Source organism: Sphingopyxis sp. P1IMeth2 (assembly GCF_900185685.1).
GTDB lineage: Bacteria > Pseudomonadota > Alphaproteobacteria > Sphingomonadales > Sphingomonadaceae > Sphingopyxis > Sphingopyxis terrae_A.
This window is the reverse complement of record NZ_FYAT01000001.1, coordinates 766,165-784,855: the sequence shown is the minus strand read 5'-3', so window position 1 is coordinate 784,855 and position 18,691 is coordinate 766,165. Positions and strand designations below refer to the sequence as shown.

Here is an 18,691-nt window from a genome sequence, read left to right as displayed (position 1 = left end):
CATGGCTAAGGCTAAATTTGAGCGGACGAAGCCGCACTGCAACATCGGCACCATCGGTCACGTCGACCATGGCAAGACCTCGCTGACCGCCGCGATCACCAAGGTGCTCGCCGAAGAAGGTCTGTCGCAGAAGGTCGACTTCGAAAACATCGACAAGGCGCCCGAAGAGCGCGAACGCGGCATCACCATTTCGACCGCGCACGTCGAATATGAAACCAAGGAACGCCACTATGCGCACGTCGACTGCCCGGGTCACGCCGACTATGTGAAGAACATGATCACCGGCGCGGCGCAGATGGACGGCGCGATCCTGGTGGTTTCGGCTGCTGACGGCCCGATGCCGCAGACCAAGGAGCACATCCTGCTCGCGAAGCAGGTCGGCGTTCCGACCATGGTCGTCTTCCTGAACAAGGTTGACCAGCTCGACGATCCCGAACTGCTCGAACTCGTCGAGCTCGAAATCCGCGAAGAACTTTCGAAGCGCGATTTCGACGGCGACAATATTCCGATCATCGCGGGTTCGGCTCTGGCCGCCCTCGAAAGCCGCGACGACAACATCGGCAAGGAAGCTATCCTGAAGCTGATGGAAGCCGTCGACAGCTGGATCCCGCAGCCGGAACGCCCGCTCGACAAGCCCTTCCTGATGCCGATCGAAGACGTGTTCTCGATTTCGGGTCGTGGTACGGTTGTCACCGGTCGCGTCGAAACCGGTATCGTCAAGGTTGGTGAAGAAGTCGAAATCGTCGGCATCAAGGACACCAAGAAGACGACCGTCACCGGCGTCGAAATGTTCCGCAAGCTGCTCGATCAGGGCCAGGCTGGCGACAACATCGGTGCGCTGATCCGCGGCGTCGGCCGTGAAGAAGTCGAGCGTGGCCAGGTTCTGGCGAAGCCCGGCTCGATCACGCCGCACACCGAGTTCAGCTCGGAAGTGTACGTCCTGTCGAAGGACGAAGGCGGCCGTCACACGCCGTTCTTCGCGAACTATCGTCCGCAGTTCTACTTCCGTACCACTGACGTCACCGGCGAAGTCATCCTGCCGGAAGGCACGGAAATGGTCATGCCGGGCGACAACGTCCAGCTGACGGTCAAGCTCATCGCTCCGATCGCCATGGACCAGGGCCTGCGCTTCGCGATCCGCGAAGGTGGCCGCACGGTCGGCGCAGGGGTTGTGGCCTCGATCATTAAGTAATATAGGGCCTCGAGCCGCTCGAATCGGGTGATTCGGGCGGCTCGTAGCTTTTGAGATTTTTGATGGCCTTTCCGGCCTCCATGCGGGGGTTGGGACGGGCCATTTCGGCTCTTTCGCATCGTCAGACGGGATTCGACTGGAATAGTCATGGAAACGCAGAATATTCGCATTCGCCTGAAGGCCTTTGATCACCGCGTGCTCGATCAGGCCACCACCGACATCGCCGATACGGCACGTCGTACGGGCGCCCTCATTCGCGGTCCCATCCCGCTGCCGACGCGCATTGAAAAATTCACCGTGAACCGCGGTCCGCATGTCGACAAGAAGTCGCGCGAGCAGTTCGAGGTGCGTACCCACAAGCGGCTGCTCGACATCGTTCAGCCCACCCCGCAGACGGTCGATGCGCTGATGAAGCTCGACCTCGCCGCGGGCGTGAACGTCGAAATCAAGTTGGCCTAAATAGCCAGCGTGCTCCGGACTTGATCCGGAGCCCAGGGTAGAAGCGGCCGATAGGCCGCACTGAAACCGCCCTGGGTTCCTGCTTTCGCAGGGACACATTCAGGTTTCGGAGGATACCGCCGGATTTATCCGGGCTGCGTCCCCCGTCTTGCCGCTGATCCCACGGGAAAGCGGCACCTCAGCCCGGACGGGGCGATGCATCGAAATTTCGGGCTGGGAGGACCGTCATCGAGCGCAGGTTCGGTGGGGTCCACATGCCGTGCGGAAATGGTTCTGCCCGGCCTCTGTTAGGAGTGAATGATCATGCGCACTGGCGTGATCGCGAAAAAAATGGGGATGACCCGCCTGTTTCAGGACGATGGCCGCCATGTGCCCGTCACCGTTCTGAGCCTCGAAGGCTGCCAGGTCGTCTCGGTTCGCGAAAAGGAACGCGACGGCTATGTGGCCGTCCAGCTCGGTGCCGGCTCGGCAAAGGCGAAGAATGTCGCCAAGCCGCAGCGCGGGGCCTATGGCAAGGCCGAGGTTGAGCCCAAGGCGAAGCTCGTCGAATTCCGCGTCGCTGACGACGCGACGCTTGACGTCGGCGCCGAACTGTCGGCCGACCATTTCGTCGCCGGCCAGATGGTCGATATCCAGGGTGTCACCCAGGGTAAGGGCTTTGCCGGTGCGATGAAGCGCTGGGGTTTCGGCGGTATGCGCGCCACCCACGGTGTTTCCATCAGCCACCGTGCTCATGGTTCGACCGGTAACCGTCAGGATCCGGGCCGCGTCTTCAAGAACAAGAAGATGGCTGGCCACATGGGCGCGCGCAATCGCACCCAGCAGAATCTCGAAATCGTCCGCACCGACGCCGAGCGCGGTCTTCTCTTCGTCAAGGGTTCGGTCCCTGGCTCGAAGGGCGGCTGGCTGCTGGTTCGCGATGCGATGAAGCTGCCGCGCCACCCCGAAGCCCCCTATCCGGCGGCGGTCAAGAGCGCGGCGAACAGCAACAATGCCCCGGCTGAAACCCCTGCGGAAGCAGAGGTCGAAACGACCGCGGCCGACGGCGCACAGGAGTCCTGATCATGAAGGTCAAGGTACAGACCCTCGATGGCAAGGCTGGCGCCGACATCGATCTTAACGACGACGTCTTCGGCGTCGACGCGCGGGCGGACATCCTCCACCGCGTCGTCGCCTGGCAGCTCGAAAAGCGTCGCGGCCCCGCCCGCGCTGCCCGTGAGCGCAGCGACGTTGCCCGCACCGGCAAGAAGTTCGGTCGCCAGAAGGGCGGCGGTACCGCCCGTCACGGCGATCGCAAGGCGCCGATCTTCATCGGCGGTGGTAAGGCGCACGGTCCCCGGGCCCGCACTTTCGGCCACTCGCTGAACAAGAAGATCCGCACCCTTGGTCTCAAGATGGCGCTGAGCGACAAGGCAAAGGGCGGCAAGCTCGTTGTCATCGACACGCTCGAGCTCAAGGAAGCCAAGACCAAGGCGCTGGCCGGCAAGCTCGGCAAGCTCGACCTCGGTCGCCGTGCGCTCTTCATCGACGGCGATGCGGTCCATGACAGCTTCGCCCAGGCTTCGGCCAACATCGTCGGCGTCGATTCGCTGCCGGCGATCGGTGCCAACGTCTATGACATCCTTCGCGCCGACACGCTGGTCCTGACCCGCGCGGCGGTCGAAAAGCTGGAGGCCCGCTGCAATGGCTAAGGCAAAGACCATCGATGCGCGTCACTATGACGTGATCCTGTCGCCAGTGATCACCGAAAAGTCGACGCTGCTCAGCGAAAACGACGCAGTCGTCTTCCGCGTCGCCAACGACGCAACGAAGCCGGCGATCAAGGCCGCCGTCGAGGCGCTGTTCGATGTCAAGGTGCTCAGCGTGAACACGCTGGTCACCAAGGGCAAGACCAAGCGCTGGAAGGGCAAGCCCTACACCCGCAGCGACGTGAAGAAGGCGATCGTTCGCCTGGCCGAAGGCCAGTCGATCGACGTCACCACCGGCGTCTGACGGATAGGGGAAGGCAGAGAAAATGGCACTCAAATCCTATAATCCGACCAGCCCTGGACAGCGTGGCCTGATCCTCGTCGACAAATCGTCGCTGTGGAAAGGCAAGCCCGTCAAGGCGCTGACCGAAGGCAAGCGCAAGACCGGTGGCCGCAACAACAAGGGCCATGTGACCTCGCGCGGCATCGCCGGCGGTCACAAGCAAAAATATCGCTTCATCGACTTCAAGCGTCGCAAGTGGGGCGTTCCGGCGACCGTCGAACGGCTCGAATATGACCCGAACCGCACGGCGTTCATCGCGCTCATCAAATATGAGGACGGTGATCTCGCCTATATCCTGGCGCCGCAGCGCCTGGCGGTCGGCGATACTGTCGTCGCAGACAAGAAGACCGACGTGAAGCCCGGCAATGCGATGGAATTGTCGCAGATGCCGGTCGGCACGATCGTCCACAATATCGAGATGAAGCCGGGCAAGGGCGGCCAGATCGCCCGTTCGGCCGGCACTTATGCGCAGGTCGTCGGTCGTGACCGCGGTCTTGTCATCGTGCGTCTCGGTTCGGGCGAACAGCGCTACATTCGCGGCGAGTGCATGGGCACGGTCGGTGCGGTGTCGAACCCCGACAACCAGAACACCAACCTGGGCAAGGCCGGCCGCAGCCGCTGGCTCGGCAAGCGTCCGCTGACGCGCGGCGTCGCCAAGAACCCGGTCGACCACCCGCACGGCGGTGGTGAAGGCCGCACCTCGGGCGGCCGTCACCCGGTCACCCCGTGGGGCAAGCCGACCAAGGGCGCCCGTACCCGCCACAACAAGTCGACCGACAAGATGATCATCCGGTCGCGTCACGCGAAGAAGAAGAGGTAAGCCATGGCACGCTCGGTCTGGAAGGGTCCGTTCGTCGACCTTCATCTCCTCAAGAAAGCCGAAGCGGCTCAGGACGGCGGCAGCTCTGCCCCGATCAAGACCTGGTCGCGTCGCTCCACCATCCTGCCGCAGTTCGTCGGGCTGACCTTCAACGTCTACAACGGCCGCAAGTTCGTGCCGGTGTCGGTCAATGAAGACATGGTCGGCATGAAGCTGGGTGAATTTGCGCCGACGCGCTTCTTCCCCGGTCACGCGGCCGACAAGAAGGGCAAACGCTAATGGGCAAGGAAAAATCCCCTCGCCGCGTTGCGGACAATGAGGCGCTGTCGGTCGGCACGCAGATTCGCGGTTCGGCGCAGAAGCTGAACCTCGTTGCCGCGCTGATCCGCGGCCGCAAGGTCGAAGACGCGATGAACGTCCTCGCTTTCTCGAAGAAGGCGATGGCTGTCGACGTGCGCAAGGTTCTCGCCAGCGCCGTCGCCAACGCGGAAAATAATCACAACCTCGATGTCGATGCACTCGTCGTCAAGGAAGCGAGCGTCGGCAAGTCGTTCACGATGAAGCGCTGGCATGCGCGCGGTCGCGGCAAATCGACCCGGATCGAAAAGCCGTTCAGCCGCATCCGCATCGTCGTGCGCGAACAGGAAGAAGAGGCGTAAGATGGGCCAGAAGAGCAATCCGATCGGCCTGCGCCTGCAGGTCAACCGCACCTGGGACAGCCGCTGGTTCGCGGAAGGCCAGGATTATGGACGCATGCTTATCGAGGATCTGAAGATCCGCAAATATGTGTTCAAGACCCTGCCGCAGGCCGCGATTTCGAAGGTCGTCATCGAACGTCCGGCGAAGCTGTGCCGCGTGTCGATCTATGCCGCCCGTCCCGGTGTCATCATCGGCAAGAAGGGCGCGGACATCGAAAAGCTGCGCAAGGCGCTCGGTGAAATGACCGGCAGCGACGTGAGCCTGAACATCGTCGAAATCCGCAAGCCGGAAGTCGATGCCAAGCTCGTCGCGCAGGGCATTGCCGACCAGCTCGAACGCCGCGTTGCCTTCCGCCGTGCGATGAAGCGCGCGGTTCAGTCGGCGATGCGTCTGGGCGCCGAAGGCATCCGCATCAACTGTGCGGGTCGTCTCGGCGGCGCGGAAATCGCCCGCACCGAATGGTATCGCGAAGGCCGCGTTCCGCTGCACACGCTGCGTGCGAACGTCGATTATGCCGAGGCCGAAGCCCACACCGCCTATGGCGTGTGCGGCATGAAGGTCTGGATCTTCAAGGGCGAGATTCTGGGCCACGACCCGATGGCGACCGACCGGCTGATGCTCGACGCGCAGACGTCGGGCGTTCGCCCGGCGCGCGATGAACGCCGTTAAGGAACGCTGACATGTTGCAACCGAAGAAAACCAAGTTCCGCAAGGCCTTCAAGGGCCGCATTCATGGCAATGCCAAGGGTGGCACCAGCCTGAACTTCGGCTCCTACGGCCTGAAGGCGATGGAACCCGAGCGCATCACCGCGCGCCAGATCGAAGCGGCCCGCCGTGCGATCAGCCGTGCGATCAAGCGTCAGGGCCGCCTCTGGATCCGCGTGTTTCCAGACCTTCCCGTGTCGTCGAAGCCCGCCGAAGTCCGTATGGGTAAGGGCAAGGGCGCGCCCGAATATTGGGCCGCTCGCGTCAAGCCCGGCCGCATCCTGTTCGAACTCGACGGCGTTCCTGGCCCCGTAGCCGCGCTGGCGTTCGAGCGTGCGGCGATGAAGCTGCCGATCAAGACGAAGGTCGTCGCCCGCCTCGGCGACACCTCGCACCTGGAGGGTTGAGGGCCATGGCCAAGACCGAAGATGTGACCAAGAAGACCGACGACCAGCTCGCCGAACAGCTTGGCGAACTGAAGCGCGAGGCATTCAACCTCCGTTTCCAGGCCGCCACGGGCCAGCTCGAAAAGGCTTCGCGGGTCAAGGAAGTGCGGCGCACGATCGCCCGCATCAAGACCGAACAAACCGCGCGCGTTCGCGCGGCGGCGAAGTAAGGAGACTGTCATGCCGAAGCGCATTCTGACCGGCACGGTAGTGTCCGACAAGGGCGACAAGACCGTCGTGGTGAAGGTGGAGCGTAAGGTTAAGCACCCGCTCTACGGCAAGATCATCCGGCGTTCGAAGAAGTATCACGCCCATGATGAGGACAACGCCATCAAGGCTGGCGAAACCGTCCGCATCGAGGAAACGAAGCCGATTTCGAAGCTGAAGACGTGGAAGGTTCTCGAAAAGGTCGAAACCTCCACCAAGCCGAAAGCGGCCGAAGCCTGAGGGCTTCACGCAAGTTTCACGGAACCGCCGGGATGGCCCGGTAGGCCAAGGAAGAAGGAAATGCATCGATGATCCAGATGCAGTCACAACTGGAAGTCGCCGACAACAGCGGCGCGAAGCGCGTCCAGTGCATCAAGGTGCTGGGCGGCTCGAAGCGTCGCACGGCCGGCGTGGGCGACCTTATCGTCGTCTCGATCAAGGAAGCCCAGCCGCGCGGCAAGGTGAAGAAGGGCGACGTGCATCGTGCCGTCATCGTTCGCACCGCGAAGGACGTTCGTCGTGCCGACGGCTCGGTGATCCGTTTCGACAGCAACGCCGCCGTGCTCGTCAACAAGAATGAAGAGCCGATCGGCACCCGTATCTTCGGCCCCGTCGTCCGCGAACTGCGCGGCAAGGGCTATATGAAGATCATCAGCCTGGCGCCGGAGGTGCTTTGACCATGGGTATGGCCAAGATCAAGAAGGGTGACACCGTCGTCGTCCTGTCCGGCAAGGACAAGGGCAAGACCGGCGAAGTGACGCAGAGCCTGCCGAAGGACGGCAAGGTCGTCGTCGCGGGCGTCAACATCATCACTCGTCACAAGAAGCCGAACCAGCAGGATCCGCAGGGCGGCCTCGAGCGCAAGGAAGCGCCGCTGCACGTCAGCAAGGTCGCGGTTGCCGATCCCAAGACCGGCAAGCCGACGCGCGTCCGCTTTGAAACCAAGGACGGCAAGAAGGTCCGCGTGGCCGTGAAGTCCGGGGAGACGATCAATGGCTGACAACTACACCCCGCGCATGCGCAAGCTCTATGACGACCAGATCGTCAAGGCGATGACCGAAAAATTCGGTTACAAGAATGCGATGGAAGTTCCGAAGATCGAGAAGATCACGCTCAACATGGGTGTGGGCGATGCGGTCCAGGACAAGAAGAAGGTCGAAACGGCCGCTTCGGAAATGGAACTGATCGCGGGCCAGAAGCCCGTTATCACCAAGGCGAAGAAGTCGATTGCCGGCTTCAAGCTGCGTGAAGGCATGCCGATCGGCTGCAAGGTGACGCTGCGTCGCGAGCGGATGTATGAATTCCTCGACCGCCTGATCACCATCGCGATGCCGCGCATCCGCGACTTCCGCGGCGTGTCGCCGAAGAGCTTCGACGGTCGGGGCAACTATGCTCTCGGCCTGAAGGAACAGATCATCTTCCCCGAGATCAACTATGACCGCATCGATCAAGTGCGCGGCATGGATGTGATCGTGACCACGTCGGCACGTACGGACGAGGAAGCCCGCGAACTGCTCAAGCTGTTCGGCTTCCCCTTCCCGATCGAAGCCCAGGCCAAGGAAGCCGCCTGAGTCCCCGCTGGGGATCCTCGGGCCGGACAGGAACAAGGAAAGAGAACTTAAGTCATGGCGAAACTGAGTTCGGTGAACAAGAATGAGCGTCGCAAGAAGCTGGTGAAGAAATATGCCGGCCGCTATGCGAAACTGAAGGCTATTGCGGCCGACACCACGCTCGACGACGGCGAGCGTCTGATCGCGCGCCTCAAGATGGCGGAAATTCCGCGCAACGGTAACCCGACCCGTATCCGTAACCGGTGCGAACTGACGGGCCGTCCGCGCGCTTATTATCGCAAATTCCGGCTGTGCCGTATTCAGCTCCGCGATCTGGCCAACAAGGGCCTGATCCCCGGCGTTGTGAAGTCGAGCTGGTAAGGAACACGCAACATGGCAATGACCGATCCTTTGGGTGATATGCTCACCCGCATCCGCAACGGCCAGCAGGCGAAGAAGGACAGCGTCCTGACGCCGGCTTCGACGCTGCGTGTCCGCGTTCTCGACGTGCTCAAGCGCGAAGGCTACATCCGTGGCTACAGCGAAGAAGTGCTCGGCACCAAGGGCCAGCACAAGGGCATCCGCATCGAGCTCAAATATTTCGAAGGCCAGCCGGCGATCCGCCACGTGGCACGCGTCTCGAAGCCGGGCCGCCGCGTCTATTCGGGTTCGAAAGAACTGCCGGTGGTTCGCAACGGCCTGGGCATCACCATCGTGTCGACCCCGCGCGGTGTCCTTTCGGACGCCGAAGCACGCGAGCATAATGTCGGCGGCGAAGTGCTGGCGGAGGTGTTCTAATGTCGCGCATCGGTAAAAAGGCAGTGGAGATCCCCAGCGGCGTTACCGCTGCGATCGACGGCGGCCAGCTGTCGGTCAAGGGCCCCAAGGGCACGCTGGCGATGCCGCTGTCCGACAACATTAAATATGAAGTCGGCGAAGGCGCCATCTCGGTGCAGCCCGCGAACGAAAGCCGCGAAGCGCGCGCTTTCTGGGGCATGCAGCGCACGCTGGTGCAGAACCTGATCACGGGCGTGACCGAAGGTTTCACCAAGGTGCTCGAAATCACGGGTGTCGGCTACCGCGCCAACGCGCAGGGCAAGAATCTGAAGCTGCAGCTCGGCTACAGCCACGATGTCGATTTCGCGGTGCCGGAAGGCATCGAGATCAAGACGCCGGATAACACGACGATCGAGATCAGCGGCATCGACAAGCAGCAGGTCGGCCAGGTCGCGGCGGAAATCCGTCGCTGGCGCAAGCCCGAACCCTATAAGGGCAAGGGTATCAAGTATCGCGGCGAGTACATCTTCCGCAAAGAAGGCAAGAAGAAGTAAGCCATGGCACATCTTACCCCTTTCGAAAAACGCCGCCAGCGCGTTCGTACCGCACTCCGTCTGCGTGCTGCCGGGCGTCCGCGCCTTTCGGTGCACCGCTCGGGCCGCCACATCTATGCGCAGCTCATCGATGACGCCGCCGGCAAGACGCTGGCTGCGGCTTCGACGCTCGACAAGGATCTGCGCGGCAAGACCGGCGCGACGGCTTCGGCTGCTGCCGAAGTCGGCAAGCGCCTTGCCGACGCCGCCAAGAAGGCGGGCGTGACGCAGGTCGTGTTCGACCGCGGCGGCTTCCTGTTCCACGGGCGCATCAAGGCGCTGGCCGACGCGGCGCGCGAAGGCGGATTGGAGTTCTGATTATGGCTGACGAAAACACCACGGGTCAGGGCAACCAGCCCGAGGCGATCCTGGCGCCTGAAACCACCAACGCCGAAGTCACGGGTCGCCGTGGTCGCGGCGGTCGTGATGGCGGACGTGGCGGTCGCGACGGTGGCCGTGGTCGCCGCGACGATCGGCGTCCGCGCGACGAGGACGGTGGCGAAGAGCTGATTGAAAAGCTCGTTCACATCAACCGCGTCTCGAAGACCGTGAAGGGCGGCAAGCGCTTCGGTTTCGCCGCGCTCGTCGTCGTCGGTGATGGCAAGGGCCGCGCCGGTTTCGGTCATGGCAAGGCGCGCGAAGTGCCCGAAGCCATTTCGAAGGCGACCGCCGCTGCGAAGAAGGCGATGATTCGCGTTCCGCTGCGCGACGGCCGCACGCTGCACCATGACGGTCGCGGCCATTTCGGCGCCGGCAACGTCACCGTGCGTTCGGCGCCTGCCGGTACCGGCATCATCGCCGGTGGCCCGATGCGTGCCGTGTTCGAATCGCTCGGTGTTGCCGATGTGGTGACCAAGTCGGTCGGCACGTCGAACCCCTACAACATGATCCGCGCGACCTTCCAGGCGCTCGGCGAACAGACCAGCCCGAAGTCGGTTGCGCAGCGTCGCGGCAAGAAGGTTTCGGACCTGATCAAGCGCGGCGGCGTGTCCGATCGTGCAGCCGAGGCTGAAGCCGCGGCGGTGACGGAGTAAGACAATGGCCGACAAGAAGATCAAGATCCGCCAGATCGGTTCGCCGATCCGTCGTCCCAAGGACCAGCGCAAGATCCTGACCGGCCTCGGCCTGGGCAAGATGAACCGCGAAGTCGAACTGGTCGACACCCCGGAAGTGCGCGGCATGATCCGCAAGCTTCCGCACATGGTGGAAGTAATCGAGGGCTAAGGTGAAGCTCTATCGCCTGTTGACCGGTCCCGACGACGCCGCTTTCTGCGCGCGTGTCGAAGGGCTGCTCAACCGGGGGTGGCAACTTCACGGAAGTCCGTCGATCACCTGCGTCGATGGCCGCGGCTATGTGGCGCAGGCGATCGTGATGGAAAAGGCCGGGCCTTATCCCGGCTTCCAACCGTCGAGTGAAATCGAACCCGACTGAAACACCGGGTTCAAAGCGCGACAAAAGCGAAAGCGAGTGCAATGACTATCAAGCTTAACGATCTTCGTGACAACAATGGCGCCCGCAAGGGCCGTATGCGCGTCGGACGCGGCATCGGTTCGGGCAAGGGCAAGACCGCCGGCCGCGGCCAGAAGGGCCAGAAGGCCCGCAGCGGTGTCGCGATCAACGGCTTCGAAGGCGGCCAGATGCCGCTCCACATGCGCATCCCGAAGCGCGGCTTCAACAACATCTTTGGCAAGGATTTCGCGATCGTGAACCTGGGCCAGGTGCAGAAGCTGGTCGATGCCAAGAAGCTCGACCCCAAGGCGACTGTCGACCATGCGGCGCTGAAGGCGGCCGGTGTGGCCCGCGGCGGCAAGGACGGCGTCCGCCTCCTCGCCAAGGGCGAACTGACCGCGAAGCTCAACTTCGCCGTTGCCGGCGCGTCGAAGGGCGCGATCGAGGCGGTCGAAAAGGCGGGCGGCAAGGTTGACCTGCCGGCGGCCGAAGCGAAGGCCGATTAATTCGGACAAGGGGCGGTTCCGAAAGGGATCGCCCTTCGTCTTTGTGACGATCTCTATTCCCGTTCGATAGCGCAGGTTCGAGAGGCATTCCGGCCCCGCCAGATGCGAGCGGATCGATGGGGCGAATGAACGCCCCATCAAAAATGGGCCTTTCCCCTTGCGCTTCGTAACCGCCGAACGCACATAGGCGCGGGGTCGCCGGGGGCGCGGTCCGGAATATCCTCGAGGAAACTACCCATGGCCTCTCGCGCCGACCAGCTTGCTTCCAGCATCAATTTTTCGAAGTTCGGCAAGGCGACCGAACTCAAGAACCGCATCTGGTTCACGATCGGTGCGCTGATCGTCTTCCGCTTCCTGTCGTTCGTGCCGCTGCCCGGGGTCGACCCCGTGGCGCTGTCGCGCCTTTACAGCCAGGCGGCGTCGGGCGGCATCCTCGACATCTTCAACACCTTCTCGGGCGGCAGCCTGGAGCGCATGAGCATCATCGCGCTCGGCGTCATGCCCTATATCACGGCGTCGATTGTCGTGCAGCTCGCCGCGGCGCTGGCCCCGAGCCTCGCCGCGCTCAAGAAAGAGGGCGAAAGCGGCCGCAAGAAGCTCAACCAATATACGCGCTACGGCACCGTGCTGCTCACCGCGATCCAGGGCTATTTCATTGCCGTCGGCCTGGAAACGCTAGGGCAGAGCCAGGGCATCGCCGCGGTCGTTGACCCAGGCATGATGTTCCGCGTCGGCGCAGTCATCAGCATCGTCGGCGGTACGCTGTTCCTGATGTGGCTTGGCGAACAGATCACCAGCCGCGGGATCGGCAACGGCGTCTCGCTGATCATCATGGCGGGCATTCTCGCCCAGCTTCCGCGCAGCTTTGCCCAGATGTTCACGCAGGTTCGTGAAGGATCGATGGGCGGCGGCACGATCGTCGCAGTCATCGGCGGCGCGATCATCATCATCGCCTTCATCAGCTTCATGGAACGCGCACAGCGCCGCGTGCTGGTGCAATATCCGAAGCGCGCGACGCAGCGCGGCGTGATGCAGGCCGAGCGCAGCCACCTGCCGCTGAAGGTCAATACTGCAGGCGTGATTCCGCCGATCTTCGCCTCGTCGCTGCTGCTGATGCCGCTGACCGTCACGCAGATGCTGGGCAATAATGTGAAGGGCGACACCGCCTGGGGCGATTTCCTCATCACGATCAACCAGTATCTCGCGCACGGCCAGCCGCTCTATATGGCGCTCTATGCGGCGGGCATCATCTTCTTCTGCTTCTTCTACGTCGCGGTCGTCTTCAACCCCGAGGAAACCGCCGACAATCTGAAGCGCCAGAACGGTTTCATCCCCGGCATCCGCCCGGGCAAGAATACCGCCGCCTATCTCGATTTCGTGCTGACCCGCATCACCGTTATCGGCGCCGGCTATCTTGCGCTCATCTGCCTCATTCCGGAATATTTCATCGCCGGATCGGGCCTGCCGTTCCAGCTTGGCGGCACCAGCCTGCTGATCATCGTCAATGTCACCATCGATACGATCAGCCAGATCCAGAGCCACATGCTCGCGCACCAATATGGCGATCTGATCAAGAAGGCCAAATTGAAGGGCGGCATTGCGCGCCGCTGACGCGGTCGCTAGGCGAAATCCTGACAGGGTAGGCAACAGGGGGCGTCATGACGCTGAACATCATTTTGCTTGGACCGCCGGGAGCCGGCAAGGGAACGCAGGCTTCGCGTCTGGTGGAAGAGCATGGGATGGTCCAGCTTTCCACCGGTGATATGCTCCGTGCAGCCGTCAGGGCGGGAACGCCGATCGGCCTGCAGGCCAAGGCAGTGATGGACGCGGGCGAACTGGTCTCGGACGAAATCGTCTCGGGCCTGATCGGCGAGCGGCTCGACGAGCTCGGGAACGAAACCTCGGTCATCTTCGACGGCTATCCACGCACCGCGGCGCAGGCCGAGGCGCTCGACGGCATCTTGTCGGTGCGCGGCCGCAAGCTCGACCATGTCGTCGAACTGGTCGTTGACGAAGACGCGCTCGTCGACCGGATCACCGGACGCTTTTCGTGCGCAAATTGCGGCGAAGGCTATCACAATCGCTACAAGCTGCCGAAGGTCGAAGGCACCTGCGACGTGTGCGGCAGCCATGATTTCAAGCGCCGTCCCGACGACAATGAGGAAACGGTGCGCACCCGCATGGCCGAATATCGCGCGAAGACCGAACCGATCCTTCCGATCTACGAGGCGCGCGGCATCGTCAGCAAGGTCGACGGCATGGCCGCGATCGACGTCGTCAACGATGCGATCGAAGCGATCCTGCGAAGCGACGCCAGCTAGTCAGCCCCCTTGGCGCCGTCTATGAAGATGGCGAAGGGGGAATGATCCATGCATGTGAAATCGTCTTTCGGCGCGCTCCTGTTCGCGGCGACGTGCATCGCCTCGCCGGCAGCGTCCAAGGTCATCGATCAGAGCGACATCGGTTTCACCGTCGCGCATACGGCGCAGGTCGCCGCGACGCCCGAAGACGTGTGGAAAATGCTCCGCACGCCCGACAAATGGTGGTCGAAAGAGCATAGCTGGTCGGGCGATGCCGCCAATTTCTGGCTCGATTCGCAGGCTGGTGGCTGCTTCTGCGAAAAGCTTCCCGACGAAGGACAGGGCGTCGGCAGCGTCCAACACGCGCGGATCATCTTCGCCAAGCCGGGCGAAATGATGCGCCTGTCGGGCGCATTCGGGCCGCTGCAGGGCGAGGCGGTCACGGGGACGCTGACGATCCAGATCAAAAAGACGCCGACGGGCAGTGCGATCCGCTTCGACTATGTCGTCGGCGGCTATATGCGCTTCAAGGTCGCCGACATCGCTCCCGCCGTCGACAAGGTGCTGGCCGAACAGATGGTCGGGCTCGCGAACGCGCTCGGCGGATCGCTCCCGGTCGCGCGCGGCGACAAGCCGGCCGAGGACAAGTCCGACGAAGGCGCGGACGAAGCGGCCAAACCGGCGGATAGCAATGCCGATGCGGACGGCGCGGCGGAGGAGCCGGCACCCGCTGATTCGGGTCTCGACGCCGCGGTCGCTGATCTCGTCAAGGACGAGCCCAAGCGCGACTGAAGCCCGCTGCCGACGTCAGGAAGCGTCCTTGTCGCGCAGCTGGGCGAGCGCGCCGAAGGGGCCGGCCTGTTCTTCGGTCAGCACGCCCTTTTCGGCGAGGATGCGGTCGGCATCGGGATGGCGCGGAAAGGGCTCGAGCGCCAGCGACAGCGTCTGCACCGCGGCTTCGCCGATATCGACGCGATCGCCTTCGAGCGGCAGGACATCGCAATCGTCCGCGCTGATCTCGACCTCTTCTTCCTCGCTCGCGTCGGCGCCGATGTCGCGCAGGAAGCGCAGGTCGAAGGGGTCGGCGATGTGCGCGGGGACAGGGAGATCGGTGGCGGCGCACGCCTGCACGACGTCGGCGGTGATGCGGCCTCTTGCGGCGATCCCGCCGGCGACGGCGAACATCTCGGCCTCGACGACGAAGCGATCGAGCGCGATCAGGCCGAGTCGCTTGGCGATCGCGGCGCGGGTCGCTTCGTCGGCGTCGAGCGCGACCTTGCGGCCCTGCATCGCGTCGGCGAGGGTGACGAGGTGCGAAAGTTCGGGATTGGTCATGCGGGCTCTCCGGGCAAGCGGTCGGCGACGACCAGGTCCGCAACCGGCATCGCGGCAAGCCCTGTGCGCAGGGCCGCGACCGCTGCCATGACATGCGCCAGTCCTTCGGCGGGCGGCGCCTTGCCGCGCCACAGATTGCGCACCAGCGCTTCTTCCAGCGCCGCCGATCCGTCGGGCGCGCGATAGGCTCCCAGCCGTCCGCCCAGCGCTCCAACCATGCGACCGACCTGTTTGCCGACCACCATGTCGCCAAAGCCGATCTGGCGCATCTGCCCATCCATGTCGGCGACGAATAATTCGGTCAGTTCAACCCCCGCCAGCGCCTGGTCGGGATCATCGTCGATGCGATGGAGGACGAGCGCCAGCACCAGGCTGACCATGTCGAAGCGGCCGTCGAGCGTGTCGGGAACCTGTCCCGCCAGATACCAGTGCGGCGCACGCGCCGCCGCGACGACGGCGTCCCAGAGCGGACGCCGTGCTTCGCGGGGATCGGGGGCGGATCGGAAGAATTTGCTGATCGAGAACATAGCCCACCGCTTAGGCCCATTCGGCGTCGCGGAAAAGAGGCACCGGTCAGCCTGCAGCAAGCTTTGCGGCCGCATAAGCCGCTTGTGCGTCCCGTCCGCTTGCGGTTAAGAGGCGCACAAGCCAGCGCCTGCGCCGCCGTCCGGCGAGCCGCGCGCAACGGAGACCGATTGATGCCGAAAACCATTGCCTCGCTTACCGGCCGCCGCGCGGGCCTCATCCTTGCCGGGATCGCGCTTGCGCTGTCGGCGGGGGGATGCGCCCAGCTCAAGGGGCGTCAGGGCTATATCGTCGATCCGGTGCTGACCCAGGCGATCACCCCCGGCGTCGACAACCGCGAGTCGGTGGAAAAGACGCTCGGCCGTCCGACCTTCGTCGGTCAGTTCGGAAACAATGAATATTATTATCTGTCTCGCGAAACGCGCCAGCTCGCCTTCGCCCACCCGCGGCCGGTGTCGCAGCAGGTGCTGCGCGTCAGCTTCGATCCCGCAGGCAATGTCGTCGGCGTCGATCGCACCGGGCTCGAACAGGTGAGCAAGATCAGCCCGAACGGCGACAGCACGCCGACGCTGGGCCGTCATCGCAGCTTCTTCGAGGATATTTTCGGCAATATCGGCGCGGTCGGCGCGCCGGGTGTCGGGGGCGGCGCACAGGGCCAATAAGCCCCAGTTCGCGATCTGCGGAAGATGAATGGCGGCGCTGATCGATGGATCAGCGCCGCTTTTCGTTGGATCAGACCGCGATGCCGCCCGCCGCCAGAACCGCCAGTGTGACCAGATCCGAGGCGGTGGACGCCATGGTTGCAATCTGTACCGGCTTTTCCATCCCGATCAGCATCGGTCCGATGACCGCGCTGCCGCCGAGTTCGCGCAGCAGCTTTGCCGACAGATTGCCCGACTGCAGCCCCGGCATGACCAGAACATTCGCGGGGCCCGAGAGACGGCAGAAGGGATAATTGGCCATGACGCGGGGATTCAGCGCGACGTCGGGCGACATTTCGCCTTCATATTCGAAGGCCGGCTGGCGACCGTCGAGGATGTGGACGGCATCGCGGATATTGTCGAGCCACGATCCCGGTGGGTTGCCGAAGGTCGAATAGGACAAGAAGGCAACGCGCGGTTCGTGACCCATGCGGCGTGCGACCTGCGCCGTGCGGTCGGCGATGTCCGCGAGCATTTCGGCCGAGGGGCGTTCGTTGACCGTCGTGTCGGCCATGAAGATGGTGTGATGCTGTCCGACGAGGACGTGAATGCCGAACGCCGTCTTGCCCTCGGCAGGGTCGATCACCCGCCGCACTTCGCGCATCGTCTGCGAATAGGTGCGCGTCACGCCGGTGATCATCGCATCGCCAAGGCCGAGTTTTAGCAGCAGCGAGCCGAAGATGTTGCGATCACGGTTGACCATCCGTTCGATGTCACGGCGCAGATAGCCGCGGCGCTGGAGCCGCTCATAGAGCATCTCGACCATCTGGGGGACGTGCGGCGAATTGACGCTGTTATGAACCTCGAAGCTTTCGGGGTCGGCGACGCCCATGTCGCGCAGTTTGTTGTGCAGGCCTTCGCGCCCGACGAGGACGGGAATGCCATAGCCGCCGTCGCGGAACTGGATCGCGGCGCGCAGCACCACTTCTTCCTCGCCCTCGGCAAAGACGACGCGCTTGGGATTGGCGCGCGCCGCTTCATAGGCGAGGGTGAGGACCGAGGTGGTCGGATTGAGCCGGGCGCGCAGCTGCGTGCGATACGCCTCCAGATCGTCGATCGGCTGCTGCGCGACGCCCGTCTCCATCGCCGCTTTTGCGACCGCCGCGGGGACGATCTCCATCAGCCGCGGGTCGAAGGGCGAGGGGATGATATATTCGGGGCCGAAGCTCGACGCGCGGCCGCCATAGGCTGCGGCCACTTCCTCGGGTACCTGCTGGCGCGCGAGATCGGCAATCGCATAGGCGGCGGCGATCTTCATCTCTTCGTTGATCGCGGTCGCGCGCACGTCGAGCGCGCCGCGGAAGATGAAGGGGAAGCACAGCACATTGTTGACCTGGTTGGGATAGTCCGAACGCCCCGTTGCGATGATCGCGTCAGGGCGCGCCGCACGGGCATCGGGCGGCGAGATTTCGGGGTCGGGGTTTGCCATCGCGAAAATGATCGGCGCGGGCGCCATGTCCTTCACCATCTCGGGCTTGAGCGCGCCCGCCGCCGACAGGCCGAGGAAGACGTCCGCGCCGCGAAGCGCTTCGGTCAGGTCGCGCGCTTCGGTCGGCACGGCGTGGGCCGATTTCCACTGGTCCATTCCTTCGGTGCGGCCCTGGTAGATGGTGCCCTTGCGATCGCACATGATGACATTTTCGTGCCGCACGCCCATCGCCTTGATCAGCGCGGTGCAGGCGATGGCCGCGGCGCCGGCGCCGTTGACGACAACCTTGATGTCGGCCAGATCGCGCCCGGTCAGATGACAGGCGTTGATCAGGCCGGCGGCGGTGATGATCGCGGTGCCATGCTGGTCGTCATGGAACACCGGGATGTTCATCTTTTCCTTGAGCGCCGCCTCGATGATAAAGCAGTTGGGGGCCGCAATGTCCTCGAGGTTGATGCCGCCGAAGCTTGGCTCGAGCAGTTCGACCGCGTCGATGAACGCCTGGGGATCTTCGGTCTTGAGCTCAAGGTCGATCGAATCGACGTCGGCGAAGCGCTTGAACAGCACCGCCTTGCCTTCCATCACCGGCTTCGAGGCAAGCGCGCCGAGATTGCCGAGACCCAGAATCGCCGTGCCGTTCGAGATGACGGCGACAAGATTGCCCTTGGCGGTATAGTCATAGGCCTTGGCCGGATCCTCGGCGATTGCATTCACCGGCACCGCGACGCCCGGCGAATAGGCGAGGCTGAGGTCGCGCTGCGTTGCCATCGGCTTCGACGCGACGATCTCGATTTTCCCCGGCCGCCCATAGCTATGATAGAGCAGGGCCTCGCGGTCCGAAAATTGCACCTTGCTGCCGCCGTCCATTCTTTATCCCCTACTTCGATTATCAGGATGCGCGTCCGAGCCCATTCCCTAGCGTCGGCTTGGCGAAATGGAACCCCGTGTTTCTGGCGCGCGCGCCTT

30 protein-coding genes are annotated in these 18,691 nt (G+C 63.6%); 27 read left to right on the top strand and 3 right to left on the bottom strand.

Annotated elements, in window-relative coordinates:
- Position 1 precedes the first annotated feature (1 nt).
- The 26 genes from tuf to P1IM2_RS03590 all read left to right on the top strand — a co-directional run bounded on the left by tuf (position 2) and on the right by P1IM2_RS03590 (position 14,527).
- Positions 2–1,192, top strand: coding sequence for an elongation factor Tu (gene tuf / locus P1IM2_RS03715; RefSeq protein ID WP_062901388.1), 1,191 nt, complete (start codon positions 2–4; stop codon positions 1,190–1,192).
- Between the two features lie 147 nt (positions 1,193–1,339).
- Positions 1,340–1,651, top strand: coding sequence for a 30S ribosomal protein S10 (rpsJ, locus tag P1IM2_RS03710; RefSeq protein WP_003042199.1), 312 nt, complete (start codon positions 1,340–1,342; stop codon positions 1,649–1,651).
- 303 nt (positions 1,652–1,954) lie between these two features.
- Entirely contained in the window at positions 1,955–2,713 is a 759-nt protein-coding gene (gene rplC / locus P1IM2_RS03705) for a 50S ribosomal protein L3 (protein ID WP_040589724.1), read from the top strand.
- Positions 2,714–2,715: 2 nt separating this feature from the next.
- Positions 2,716–3,342, top strand: a complete 627-nt coding sequence (gene rplD, locus P1IM2_RS03700) for a 50S ribosomal protein L4 (RefSeq protein ID WP_062901387.1) — start codon at positions 2,716–2,718, stop codon at positions 3,340–3,342.
- Positions 3,335–3,643: a 50S ribosomal protein L23 gene (locus P1IM2_RS03695; protein WP_003042207.1), complete on the top strand. Its 309-nt coding sequence runs from the start codon at positions 3,335–3,337 to the stop codon at positions 3,641–3,643. Before rplD ends, P1IM2_RS03695 begins: the two co-directional genes overlap by 8 nt.
- A gap of 22 nt (positions 3,644–3,665) precedes the next feature.
- Positions 3,666–4,502: a 50S ribosomal protein L2 gene (gene rplB, locus P1IM2_RS03690; protein ID WP_003042210.1), complete on the top strand. Its 837-nt coding sequence runs from the start codon at positions 3,666–3,668 to the stop codon at positions 4,500–4,502.
- A gap of 3 nt (positions 4,503–4,505) precedes the next feature.
- A complete protein-coding gene (rpsS, locus tag P1IM2_RS03685) occupies positions 4,506–4,781 on the top strand; it encodes a 30S ribosomal protein S19 (protein ID WP_003042215.1) in 276 nt (91 codons plus the stop codon).
- The gene (gene rplV, locus P1IM2_RS03680; RefSeq protein ID WP_003042218.1) at positions 4,781–5,161 is read left to right on the top strand and encodes a 50S ribosomal protein L22; all 381 of its coding nucleotides are present in this window, start codon (positions 4,781–4,783) and stop codon (positions 5,159–5,161) included. The genes rpsS and rplV overlap by 1 nt, the downstream gene beginning before the upstream one ends.
- Position 5,162: 1 nt before the next feature.
- Complete coding sequence (gene rpsC, locus P1IM2_RS03675) at positions 5,163–5,870, top strand: 30S ribosomal protein S3 (protein WP_003042222.1); 708 nt, start codon at positions 5,163–5,165, stop codon at positions 5,868–5,870.
- Positions 5,871–5,881: 11 nt separating this feature from the next.
- Positions 5,882–6,313, top strand: coding sequence for a 50S ribosomal protein L16 (gene rplP / locus P1IM2_RS03670; RefSeq protein ID WP_003042223.1), 432 nt, complete (start codon positions 5,882–5,884; stop codon positions 6,311–6,313).
- A gap of 5 nt (positions 6,314–6,318) precedes the next feature.
- Entirely contained in the window at positions 6,319–6,522 is a 204-nt protein-coding gene (rpmC, locus tag P1IM2_RS03665) for a 50S ribosomal protein L29 (RefSeq protein WP_003042226.1), read from the top strand.
- Positions 6,523–6,532: 10 nt separating this feature from the next.
- A complete protein-coding gene (gene rpsQ / locus P1IM2_RS03660) occupies positions 6,533–6,799 on the top strand; it encodes a 30S ribosomal protein S17 (RefSeq protein WP_003042229.1) in 267 nt (88 codons plus the stop codon).
- Positions 6,800–6,867: 68 nt separating this feature from the next.
- On the top strand, positions 6,868–7,236 hold the full coding sequence (gene rplN / locus P1IM2_RS03655; protein WP_003042233.1) for a 50S ribosomal protein L14: 369 nt from the start codon (positions 6,868–6,870) through the stop codon (positions 7,234–7,236).
- A 2-nt stretch (positions 7,237–7,238) separates the two neighbouring features.
- Entirely contained in the window at positions 7,239–7,559 is a 321-nt protein-coding gene (rplX, locus tag P1IM2_RS03650; RefSeq protein ID WP_040589516.1) for a 50S ribosomal protein L24, read from the top strand.
- A complete protein-coding gene (gene rplE / locus P1IM2_RS03645; RefSeq protein ID WP_003042239.1) occupies positions 7,552–8,130 on the top strand; it encodes a 50S ribosomal protein L5 in 579 nt (192 codons plus the stop codon). The genes rplX and rplE overlap by 8 nt, the downstream gene beginning before the upstream one ends.
- Before the next feature lie 54 nt (positions 8,131–8,184).
- On the top strand, positions 8,185–8,490 hold the full coding sequence (gene rpsN, locus P1IM2_RS03640; RefSeq protein ID WP_062901386.1) for a 30S ribosomal protein S14: 306 nt from the start codon (positions 8,185–8,187) through the stop codon (positions 8,488–8,490).
- Positions 8,491–8,502: 12 nt separating this feature from the next.
- Positions 8,503–8,907, top strand: a complete 405-nt coding sequence (gene rpsH, locus P1IM2_RS03635) for a 30S ribosomal protein S8 (RefSeq protein ID WP_003042244.1) — start codon at positions 8,503–8,505, stop codon at positions 8,905–8,907.
- On the top strand, positions 8,907–9,440 hold the full coding sequence (gene rplF, locus P1IM2_RS03630) for a 50S ribosomal protein L6 (RefSeq protein ID WP_062901385.1): 534 nt from the start codon (positions 8,907–8,909) through the stop codon (positions 9,438–9,440). Before rpsH ends, rplF begins: the two co-directional genes overlap by 1 nt.
- A gap of 3 nt (positions 9,441–9,443) precedes the next feature.
- Complete coding sequence (rplR, locus tag P1IM2_RS03625) at positions 9,444–9,797, top strand: 50S ribosomal protein L18 (protein WP_003042250.1); 354 nt, start codon at positions 9,444–9,446, stop codon at positions 9,795–9,797.
- Between the two features lie 2 nt (positions 9,798–9,799).
- Positions 9,800–10,513, top strand: a complete 714-nt coding sequence (gene rpsE, locus P1IM2_RS03620; protein ID WP_003042253.1) for a 30S ribosomal protein S5 — start codon at positions 9,800–9,802, stop codon at positions 10,511–10,513.
- Between the two features lie 4 nt (positions 10,514–10,517).
- Positions 10,518–10,703, top strand: a complete 186-nt coding sequence (rpmD, locus tag P1IM2_RS03615) for a 50S ribosomal protein L30 (protein ID WP_003042255.1) — start codon at positions 10,518–10,520, stop codon at positions 10,701–10,703.
- A 1-nt stretch (position 10,704) separates the two neighbouring features.
- Positions 10,705–10,911, top strand: coding sequence for a DUF1737 domain-containing protein (locus P1IM2_RS03610; RefSeq protein WP_062901384.1), 207 nt, complete (start codon positions 10,705–10,707; stop codon positions 10,909–10,911).
- Positions 10,912–10,952: 41 nt separating this feature from the next.
- A complete protein-coding gene (gene rplO / locus P1IM2_RS03605) occupies positions 10,953–11,435 on the top strand; it encodes a 50S ribosomal protein L15 (RefSeq protein WP_186401459.1) in 483 nt (160 codons plus the stop codon).
- A 237-nt stretch (positions 11,436–11,672) separates the two neighbouring features.
- Complete coding sequence (secY, locus tag P1IM2_RS03600) at positions 11,673–13,046, top strand: preprotein translocase subunit SecY (protein ID WP_003042263.1); 1,374 nt, start codon at positions 11,673–11,675, stop codon at positions 13,044–13,046.
- A gap of 47 nt (positions 13,047–13,093) precedes the next feature.
- A complete protein-coding gene (locus P1IM2_RS03595) occupies positions 13,094–13,756 on the top strand; it encodes an adenylate kinase (protein WP_186401458.1) in 663 nt (220 codons plus the stop codon).
- 48 nt (positions 13,757–13,804) lie between these two features.
- Complete coding sequence (locus P1IM2_RS03590; RefSeq protein WP_186401457.1) at positions 13,805–14,527, top strand: hypothetical protein; 723 nt, start codon at positions 13,805–13,807, stop codon at positions 14,525–14,527.
- Between the two features lie 15 nt (positions 14,528–14,542).
- On the opposite strand, the gene P1IM2_RS03585 is transcribed toward P1IM2_RS03590, so the two are convergent.
- Together P1IM2_RS03585 and P1IM2_RS03580 are read right to left on the bottom strand one after the other, a co-directional pair.
- Positions 14,543–15,070 (bottom strand): YceD family protein, encoded by a 528-nt coding sequence (locus P1IM2_RS03585; protein ID WP_186401456.1) that lies wholly within the window; start codon positions 15,068–15,070, stop codon positions 14,543–14,545.
- Positions 15,067–15,597: a ubiquinol-cytochrome C chaperone family protein gene (locus P1IM2_RS03580; protein ID WP_062901380.1), complete on the bottom strand. Its 531-nt coding sequence runs from the start codon at positions 15,595–15,597 to the stop codon at positions 15,067–15,069. Before P1IM2_RS03580 ends, P1IM2_RS03585 begins: the two co-directional genes overlap by 4 nt.
- Before the next feature lie 171 nt (positions 15,598–15,768).
- On the opposite strand from P1IM2_RS03580, the gene P1IM2_RS03575 reads away from it, so the two are divergent.
- Positions 15,769–16,257, top strand: coding sequence for an outer membrane protein assembly factor BamE (locus P1IM2_RS03575; protein WP_062901379.1), 489 nt, complete (start codon positions 15,769–15,771; stop codon positions 16,255–16,257).
- A 70-nt stretch (positions 16,258–16,327) separates the two neighbouring features.
- Here the strand turns inward: P1IM2_RS03575 and P1IM2_RS03570 are convergent, their stop codons facing one another.
- Entirely contained in the window at positions 16,328–18,592 is a 2,265-nt protein-coding gene (locus tag P1IM2_RS03570; protein WP_186401455.1) for an NADP-dependent malic enzyme, read from the bottom strand.
- Positions 18,593–18,691 lie beyond the last annotated feature (99 nt).

What these genes read in the sequence shown, in the direction of transcription:
- rpsN (WP_062901386.1), top strand. Translation starts at nt 8,185, where the DNA reads ATGGCGAAACTGAGTTCGGTGAACAAGAATGAGCGTCGCAAGAAGCTG.
- P1IM2_RS03580 (WP_062901380.1), bottom strand. Translation starts at nt 15,597, where the DNA reads ATGTTCTCGATCAGCAAATTCTTCCGATCCGCCCCCGATCCCCGCGAA.
- rplO (WP_186401459.1), top strand. Translation starts at nt 10,953, where the DNA reads ATGACTATCAAGCTTAACGATCTTCGTGACAACAATGGCGCCCGCAAG.
- rplB (WP_003042210.1), top strand. Translation starts at nt 3,666, where the DNA reads ATGGCACTCAAATCCTATAATCCGACCAGCCCTGGACAGCGTGGCCTG.
- P1IM2_RS03590 (WP_186401457.1), top strand. Translation starts at nt 13,805, where the DNA reads ATGCATGTGAAATCGTCTTTCGGCGCGCTCCTGTTCGCGGCGACGTGC.
- rpsJ (WP_003042199.1), top strand. Translation starts at nt 1,340, where the DNA reads ATGGAAACGCAGAATATTCGCATTCGCCTGAAGGCCTTTGATCACCGC.
- rplE (WP_003042239.1), top strand. Translation starts at nt 7,552, where the DNA reads ATGGCTGACAACTACACCCCGCGCATGCGCAAGCTCTATGACGACCAG.
- rpsH (WP_003042244.1), top strand. Translation starts at nt 8,503, where the DNA reads ATGGCAATGACCGATCCTTTGGGTGATATGCTCACCCGCATCCGCAAC.
- rplP (WP_003042223.1), top strand. Translation starts at nt 5,882, where the DNA reads ATGTTGCAACCGAAGAAAACCAAGTTCCGCAAGGCCTTCAAGGGCCGC.
- rpmC (WP_003042226.1), top strand. Translation starts at nt 6,319, where the DNA reads ATGGCCAAGACCGAAGATGTGACCAAGAAGACCGACGACCAGCTCGCC.
- rplD (WP_062901387.1), top strand. Translation starts at nt 2,716, where the DNA reads ATGAAGGTCAAGGTACAGACCCTCGATGGCAAGGCTGGCGCCGACATC.
- tuf (WP_062901388.1), top strand. Translation starts at nt 2, where the DNA reads ATGGCTAAGGCTAAATTTGAGCGGACGAAGCCGCACTGCAACATCGGC.
- rplV (WP_003042218.1), top strand. Translation starts at nt 4,781, where the DNA reads ATGGGCAAGGAAAAATCCCCTCGCCGCGTTGCGGACAATGAGGCGCTG.
- rplC (WP_040589724.1), top strand. Translation starts at nt 1,955, where the DNA reads ATGCGCACTGGCGTGATCGCGAAAAAAATGGGGATGACCCGCCTGTTT.
- rpsE (WP_003042253.1), top strand. Translation starts at nt 9,800, where the DNA reads ATGGCTGACGAAAACACCACGGGTCAGGGCAACCAGCCCGAGGCGATC.
- rpmD (WP_003042255.1), top strand. Translation starts at nt 10,518, where the DNA reads ATGGCCGACAAGAAGATCAAGATCCGCCAGATCGGTTCGCCGATCCGT.
- rplN (WP_003042233.1), top strand. Translation starts at nt 6,868, where the DNA reads ATGATCCAGATGCAGTCACAACTGGAAGTCGCCGACAACAGCGGCGCG.
- P1IM2_RS03695 (WP_003042207.1), top strand. Translation starts at nt 3,335, where the DNA reads ATGGCTAAGGCAAAGACCATCGATGCGCGTCACTATGACGTGATCCTG.
- rpsC (WP_003042222.1), top strand. Translation starts at nt 5,163, where the DNA reads ATGGGCCAGAAGAGCAATCCGATCGGCCTGCGCCTGCAGGTCAACCGC.
- rpsS (WP_003042215.1), top strand. Translation starts at nt 4,506, where the DNA reads ATGGCACGCTCGGTCTGGAAGGGTCCGTTCGTCGACCTTCATCTCCTC.
- P1IM2_RS03595 (WP_186401458.1), top strand. Translation starts at nt 13,094, where the DNA reads ATGACGCTGAACATCATTTTGCTTGGACCGCCGGGAGCCGGCAAGGGA.
- rplF (WP_062901385.1), top strand. Translation starts at nt 8,907, where the DNA reads ATGTCGCGCATCGGTAAAAAGGCAGTGGAGATCCCCAGCGGCGTTACC.
- secY (WP_003042263.1), top strand. Translation starts at nt 11,673, where the DNA reads ATGGCCTCTCGCGCCGACCAGCTTGCTTCCAGCATCAATTTTTCGAAG.
- P1IM2_RS03575 (WP_062901379.1), top strand. Translation starts at nt 15,769, where the DNA reads ATGCCGAAAACCATTGCCTCGCTTACCGGCCGCCGCGCGGGCCTCATC.
- rplR (WP_003042250.1), top strand. Translation starts at nt 9,444, where the DNA reads ATGGCACATCTTACCCCTTTCGAAAAACGCCGCCAGCGCGTTCGTACC.
- rplX (WP_040589516.1), top strand. Translation starts at nt 7,239, where the DNA reads ATGGGTATGGCCAAGATCAAGAAGGGTGACACCGTCGTCGTCCTGTCC.
- P1IM2_RS03585 (WP_186401456.1), bottom strand. Translation starts at nt 15,070, where the DNA reads ATGACCAATCCCGAACTTTCGCACCTCGTCACCCTCGCCGACGCGATG.
- P1IM2_RS03570 (WP_186401455.1), bottom strand. Translation starts at nt 18,592, where the DNA reads ATGGACGGCGGCAGCAAGGTGCAATTTTCGGACCGCGAGGCCCTGCTC.
- rpsQ (WP_003042229.1), top strand. Translation starts at nt 6,533, where the DNA reads ATGCCGAAGCGCATTCTGACCGGCACGGTAGTGTCCGACAAGGGCGAC.